This is a genomic window from Treponema sp., assembly GCF_024696245.1.
Taxonomy (GTDB): domain Bacteria; phylum Spirochaetota; class Spirochaetia; order Treponematales; family Treponemataceae; genus Treponema_D.
This window is the reverse complement of the sequence record NZ_JAILGZ010000056.1, coordinates 1-6422: the sequence shown is the minus strand read 5'-3', so window position 1 is coordinate 6422 and position 6422 is coordinate 1. Positions and strand designations below refer to the sequence as shown.

Sequence of the window (6422 nt, the reverse complement as noted above, 5' to 3'; positions counted from 1 at the left end):
TGTAACCAACAGCTCCGGCATAAAAACGGCGCTTTGTTTTTTCAATTCTGCTTAAGATTTCTATGGCACTGATTTTTGGAGCACCACTAACTGTTCCTGCTGGGAATGCTGCCCTTAAAACCTGAATAGGTTTAAAGCCTGGTGCAACTTTTCCCTGAACATCACTGACAATATGCATAACGTGACTAAAGAGTTCAACTTCCATAAAGCGGGTAACTTCTACACTTCCGTTTGCACATACACGGCCCAGGTCATTGCGGGCCAGGTCTACCAGCATAAGGTGCTCTGCCCTTTCCTTCTGATCATCAAGAAGTTCCTTTTTAAGGCTTTCATCTTCACGGGAATTCTTTCCCCTTCTTCTGGTACCGGCAATAGGTCTGATAGATGCAACTCCCTCCCTTACGCGGACAAGGCTTTCTGGAGATGAACCAATGAGCTGTCGTTCACCAAAATCAATATAAAAAAGATAAGGACTTGGATTTACTGCACGAAGTCTTCTGTAAATTTCCAGGGCTGAATTATCACATTCAAGCTGAAGACGGCGGCTTGGAACTGCCTGAAGAAGGTTTCCGGCAACAATTTCTTTTTTAATTGCCATAACTTTTTCTTTGTATTCCCTTTCACTCTGTTCAAGATTTGTGATGGTGCGGACAGGACAGGCTTCTTCCGGTGCAGACAGGTAAGAAAAGTCCATATCGTTAAGACGCTTCTTTAAATTTGAAACTGCTTTATCCAGATCAATCTGATGTTCATTATAGTTAAGGGCAAATACGTGAAGTTTTTCTGTAAAGTGATCAAAGACAATGTAAATATGTCCTGCAACAAATTCACTTTCCGGAATATGAAGTTCATCAGTTTGAGGAGCCATCATGATTGTGTCACAGCGGGCAGAAAACTCGTAGCTTAAATATCCCAGACCGCTGGAAGGCACAGGTATTGTATTATGAATTTCATTTCCCTCTTCATCATGAACCAGGCTCATGTCATTCTGTCCTGCTACATAAAGAAGGGCATCAAGAATGTCCGGAGTATGAAGCTGACGGCTGCCGGGAGCGATTGTTTCTCCTGTAGTATTCTTTTCTTTATAAGGAAGCCTGCGGCCGTCAATTAAAAAAGCAACCCCTTCATCATCCTGAACAATGTGAAAGGCTGGTTCCATAAGAAGGATTGAATAGCGTTCCCTTCCCCTGGCAAAACTTGCGCTTTCAAGAATTGCGGCGGCACCGATTTTGCGGGCAAGACTGAATGGAGTATAACGGTCGCATGGCATGGAAAAATATATTGAATCTGTACGAGTCATAACATTACCTCTGTTTCTTTTAGTAGAAACAGTATAGAATATACACATGTTACTGTCAAGAGAAACATAAATTTATTAATAATAATATGTCTACGCTAAACACCTGACTGCGGGGGCAGTCAGGCATCAAGGGGAATTGCTGCGCTTGCTCGCAATTCTTTTTCCCCTTGATGTGTCTCTCGCAATTCTTATTCATTTGATGAATAAAGGATTGGTTTTACTTCTCCGGTTTTTGCGTTGATTTCAAGTTCGTCACAGTAAATCAGTTCTGCGCTTCCGTCTTTGTTAAACTGAATCGGATACCAGGTGTAGGTTGATTCGTGATAGCTTTTGCCATTCCAGCGGTCACCTACATAAATATATGAAGTTTTCTTGCTGCCCTTAAGGGTAAGGATAAAGGCCGGCTGGGAGTGATAGGTTGTTTCATCTCCAATATTTGTTAAAAGACCAAAGCCGTCTTCTACACTATTTGAATATGCATACTGCCCCTGATTAGGATCCCATCCAGTACATCCGGAACTAAAGCAGTAAAGTTTTTTACCAACCCTTACAAAAGCTGGTGCTTCACGATATTCACCATTCCACCAGACGCCAACTTCTTTTTCTATATTAAGGTAGTCTGATTGAAGGAGATAAACATGGAGGTCGGCATTGTTTCGGGCTGCTGAAGCAAAATAAGTCTTTCCATTATCCTGCAGCAGTGTACAGTCACGGGACATCTGACCATAAGGATTAAAGCTTCCATGATAAACAAAATCACCATCAGGAGTATCACAGCTGGCAACTGCAATGGCAGCCTTAGAATAGTCATGTCCGTTTTCATAATGAGCCCAGAGAACGTACTTGCCGGTAGATTCATTATAAACAACTTTTGGACGTTCAATATTTACCTTTTTATTGTCATCAGCATTAAAAAGTTTAAGGTCAGCCCTGACTCTTGTTTTAACAGCAGGCGATTCAGTTGTAAGAATATTGTTGCAGAATTTCCAGTTAACAAGATCTGTAGAAGAATAGCAGCTTACATAATTATTATCCGTGCGGTTTTCTCCATACCAGTACCAGGTATCTCCACTCTTAAGCATGTAACCGCCGTGTGCATGGAGTACATTTCCGTCAGTGTCGTAAAGAGTCTGACCATTTTTAATTGTATTCTGGGCAAAAAGCTGACAGCAAGAAAGTGCAGCTAAAATAATAAAAATCTTTTTCATATATACCTCAATTTGTAAATAATATAACTAAATCTTTAAAATTATAAAGGTTATGCCAGGTTACAGTATTAAAAACCTTCAATTAATTAAAAAAAATAAATACATGGCATTTATCAGATTGAGCTTTTGTTCTATAATATCAGTTACTATTAATGGAGAATACAAATGAATCTTTTAAAAGACTTTATTAAAGACTATCGTGAATACAAAGACTATGATGACATGGTCCAGAACTTTAAGCTTAACATACCAGAAGATTTTAATTTTTCATATGACGTTATTGACCGTTATGCAGAACTTGAACCGGAAAAACGTGCTCTTGTATGGTGCGATGATGAAGGTGATGAAAAATTCTTCAATTTCAAGGATATTTCCAGAGATACACAGAGGGCAGCACATTTTTTAAGCCGCCACGGAATTAAAAAGAGAGATGTTGTAATGCTCATCCTTCGCCGCCGTTATGAATTCTGGTGGCTTCTCCCTGCCCTTCACAGAATCGGTGCAATTGCTGTTCCTGCTACAAACCAGCTTTTAAAACATGACATTATTTACAGATGTAATGCTGCTGACATTAAAATGATTATTTCCTTTGACGACGGAAACGTAATGAAGCAGATTGAAGCTGCCCTTCCGGAAAGCAAAAGCGTACAGGAACTGGTAACAGTAAAAGGAAGCCGTGAAGGCTGGACTGACTTTCATAAAGAAGTAGATGCTTATGGAGAAGAATGCAATTCATTCCCAAGACCTCAGGGAGAAGCTGCAACTCACAATAACGACAGCATGCTCATGTACTTTACCAGCGGAACTTCAGGTTATCCAAAAATGGTAGCACATGATTTTACATATCCTCTTGGTCACATTACAACAGCAAAATTCTGGCAGAATGTAATGGACGACGGACTTCATATCAGTGTTGCAGAAACAGGATGGGGAAAAGCCGTATGGGGAAAACTTTATGGTCAGTGGATTGCAGGAACAGCCGTATTTGTATACGACATGGTTTCTTTTGCTCCAGACCTCTTCTTTAAGAAAATTGCCCACTACAAGGTAACAACTTTCTGTGCACCACCAACAGCTTACCGCTTCCTTATCAGACAGGACCTTTCAAAATACGACCTTTCTAACCTTAAGTACTGTGTTACTGCCGGTGAAGCAATGAACAGTGAAGTATTCAACAAGTTCCTTGAAAAAACAGGAATTAAAATTTATGAAGGTTACGGCCAGACAGAAAGTACAGTTCTTGCAGGAACTTTCCCTGGCATGGAAGTAAAACCAGGTTCAATGGGTAAAAGCGCTCCTGGCTATGATGTTCAGATTCACAACCACGACGGAAAAAAATGTGCACCTCTTGAATGTGGAAGCATCGTAGTAAACCTTAAAGGCGGAAAGCCAACCGGTATTTTTAAGGGCTACTACAAAAATCCTGAACAGACAGAAAAAGCCCTTTCAGGTGAATGGTATGACACCGGTGATACAGCCTACTATGATGACGACGGTTACATCTGGTTTGTAGGAAGAAACGATGACCTTATTAAAAGTGCCGGCTACAGAATCAGTCCTTTTGAAGTAGAAAGTGTTCTTCAGCAGCACCCTTCTGTTCTTGAATGTGCCGTAACAGGAATCAAGGATCCAAAAAGAGGCCAGGCAGTAAAGGCAACAATCGTTCTTACAAAAGAATATAAAGCAAGCAAGGAACTTGAAATCGAATTAAAAACCTTCGCCACAGAACACCTTGCCCTTTACAAGATTCCACGCCTTATTGAATTCGTTGATGAACTTCCAAAAACCATCAGCGGAAAAATCCGCCGCGTAGAAATCCGCCAGAAAGACAACTGATAAAAAAACTTCACATAATAAAAAAACTGTCCGGAAGAGTCTACACTTTTTCAGGACAGTTTTTTTATACTTAATAACAATACTTCATTCAAAAGAAAACTATTTTCTGATGACAAGCTCTCCTGAGTCTGAATGCAGGAGCTTTCTTTTTCCGGTTTTGGAAGTTCCATAGACAAAAGCAGAAACTCTTACGATTCCAGCAGACGATGCCTTTATTTCATAACTTCCGTCAAATTTAAAAGAATCATTCTTAGCTCCTGTAAATGTAAAGTCTTTTGAAGAAAATGGAGAATTACTTGAACCGTAGAGCTGAATGTCATCTGACAGCTCAAAAGATTTCGTATCATAACTATATTTTTCTACCATAAGTTTTACTTCATAAGTTTTATAGATACAAGAATCCGTTCCATTCACGGACGACTTATTCTGATTATAAGACATATTGCAGTAAAGTTTTACACTGCAATTCCCCTTTGTCTCTGAATCTGACAGTTCAAGCGAAAAATCATTTTCCGGTTCATCCCATAAAAGTTCATTACAAATCTTAGCACAGGATAAAAGACATACAGAAACAGTCAGGAAAAAAAATCCTGCAAGAAATCTTTTCATAACAAAAAATTTTCTGCACATAATTTATTCCTCTGAAAAATCCAGAACAAAATCCTTGCTGTACACATATTCATCCAGTTTCAGTTTTGCCTGAGCCCTTACGCGTACACATATATTATACTTTCCAGGCAAAAGCCCCTTTACGTAAAAAATCCTGGACTGTTCTTCTACAAGTTCACTGTTCTGCGTAAAAGTTACGGAGGACAGATTAAAGTTTAACTCATCATCATCAGAAGCAGAACCAAGAATTACACATCCTTTTGCCCCTTCAGCTTCTGCAGATGAGTCTGCAGCGTCAGAAGTGCAGACATAAAACCTTATTTCATAATCTCTGTAAAATTCATAATCAGTAATACATGAAACTGTAAGTCCGACTGTATCTCCAACTTTAAGTCCTGAAGTCTCTCCGGAAAGAGAAACATCTGCACCTTCAAGAGCAACCACATGACTCTCCCCAAAATAATAATAATCACCATCAGTACAGGAATTAAAAACCAGACAAAAAACAGCCGTCAGAATAAAAACGAATGATTTCATAAACTTTACCCCTAATGATTTTTGTTTTATATCAGTTGTCACTCTGGCTTAAATCCAGCTGGAAGCAGTAATAGGAATAATAAGTTCTCCCGTCCCTTCCCTTCGCAGAAACATAAAATTCAACGTTGTAATACATTTTTTCCAGTCCTTCCAGTGGAATGACAAAACGCTTTAATATTTTCCTGTTTTCAGACTCGCCTTCAGCGGTACACAAAAGTTCTTTTCCCCTGACATCAGTTTTACTCTCGTCATCTTTATCATAAACCAGAACAAAGTTAGCAGGCTTGCGGATATTATATCCTTCCGGCTGTGGGAAATACCCGAACACATCAACGGAAATACTATAGGATTCAAAGACAGAAAAATCAGTCTTAAACAAAGCGGCTATGTTCTGTTCATCAAAAGATTTTGGAGACTGTTCCATTTCTTCTTCTGAAGGAGAAAGAGAAAAAGCAACTCCGGGAAGATAATCATCATAAGTCTCGTCAGGACAGCCTGTCAGCAAAAAAAGACAGGCAGAAAAAAAAGTAAAAATTGCAACCCATCTGACTTTCATAAATTTTCTCTAAAAAAAATTAAGATTAAATAAAGAGTAGTATTTTTTCGGTAATGTTTCAAGCAAGGATACTGCGTCTGCACTGGCATCTCCTCCGAGAGAACCGGGAGCATATAATAAAAAAAAGAGCGCCTTACCTAAATAAAGCGCCCTTTATCTAAACTAATCTAATACTTATTCACAACCACGACGGAAAAAAATGTGCACCTCTTGAATGTGGAAGCATCGTAGTAAACCTTAAAGGGGGAAAGCCAACCGGTATTTTTAAGGGCTACTACAAAAATCCTGAACAGACAGAAAAAGCCCTTTCAGGTGAATGGTATGACACCGGTGATACAGCCTACTATGATGACGACGGTTACATCTGGTTTGTAGG

Annotated in this window: 6 protein-coding genes; 1 reads left to right on the top strand and 5 read right to left on the bottom strand. The window is 39.3% G+C overall.

Going from position 1 to position 6422, the window contains the following annotated elements; all coding sequences use genetic code 11:
- Both K6D58_RS03930 and K6D58_RS03925 read right to left on the bottom strand, forming a co-directional pair.
- A partial coding sequence (locus K6D58_RS03930; protein ID WP_296827842.1) for a chorismate-binding protein occupies positions 1-1300 on the bottom strand: 1300 nt, incomplete at its 3' end.
- A gap of 188 nt (positions 1301-1488) precedes the next feature.
- Positions 1489-2508, bottom strand: coding sequence for a family 43 glycosylhydrolase (locus K6D58_RS03925; RefSeq protein WP_296827839.1), 1020 nt, complete (start codon positions 2506-2508; stop codon positions 1489-1491).
- Positions 2509-2673: 165 nt separating this feature from the next.
- Between K6D58_RS03925 and K6D58_RS03920 the strand changes: the two genes are divergently transcribed.
- Positions 2674-4344, top strand: coding sequence for an AMP-binding protein (locus K6D58_RS03920; protein ID WP_296827836.1), 1671 nt, complete (start codon positions 2674-2676; stop codon positions 4342-4344).
- A gap of 99 nt (positions 4345-4443) precedes the next feature.
- Here K6D58_RS03920 and K6D58_RS03915 read toward each other — a convergent pair whose 3' ends face one another.
- The 3 genes from K6D58_RS03915 to K6D58_RS03905 are packed head-to-tail and all read right to left on the bottom strand — an operon-like array spanning position 4444 to position 6046.
- On the bottom strand, positions 4444-4953 hold the full coding sequence (locus K6D58_RS03915) for a hypothetical protein (RefSeq protein ID WP_296827834.1): 510 nt from the start codon (positions 4951-4953) through the stop codon (positions 4444-4446).
- A 24-nt stretch (positions 4954-4977) separates the two neighbouring features.
- Positions 4978-5490, bottom strand: coding sequence for a hypothetical protein (locus tag K6D58_RS03910; protein WP_296827832.1), 513 nt, complete (start codon positions 5488-5490; stop codon positions 4978-4980).
- A gap of 31 nt (positions 5491-5521) precedes the next feature.
- Positions 5522-6046 (bottom strand): hypothetical protein, encoded by a 525-nt coding sequence (locus tag K6D58_RS03905; RefSeq protein ID WP_296827829.1) that lies wholly within the window; start codon positions 6044-6046, stop codon positions 5522-5524.
- Positions 6047-6422: the final 376 nt, after the last annotated feature.

Coding starts and splice junctions, on each gene's coding strand:
- K6D58_RS03910 (WP_296827832.1), bottom strand. CDS start 5,490: ATGAAATCATTCGTTTTTATTCTGACGGCTGTTTTTTGTCTGGTTTTT.
- K6D58_RS03905 (WP_296827829.1), bottom strand. CDS start 6,046: ATGAAAGTCAGATGGGTTGCAATTTTTACTTTTTTTTCTGCCTGTCTT.
- K6D58_RS03915 (WP_296827834.1), bottom strand. CDS start 4,953: ATGAAAAGATTTCTTGCAGGATTTTTTTTCCTGACTGTTTCTGTATGT.
- K6D58_RS03925 (WP_296827839.1), bottom strand. CDS start 2,508: ATGAAAAAGATTTTTATTATTTTAGCTGCACTTTCTTGCTGTCAGCTT.
- K6D58_RS03920 (WP_296827836.1), top strand. CDS start 2,674: ATGAATCTTTTAAAAGACTTTATTAAAGACTATCGTGAATACAAAGAC.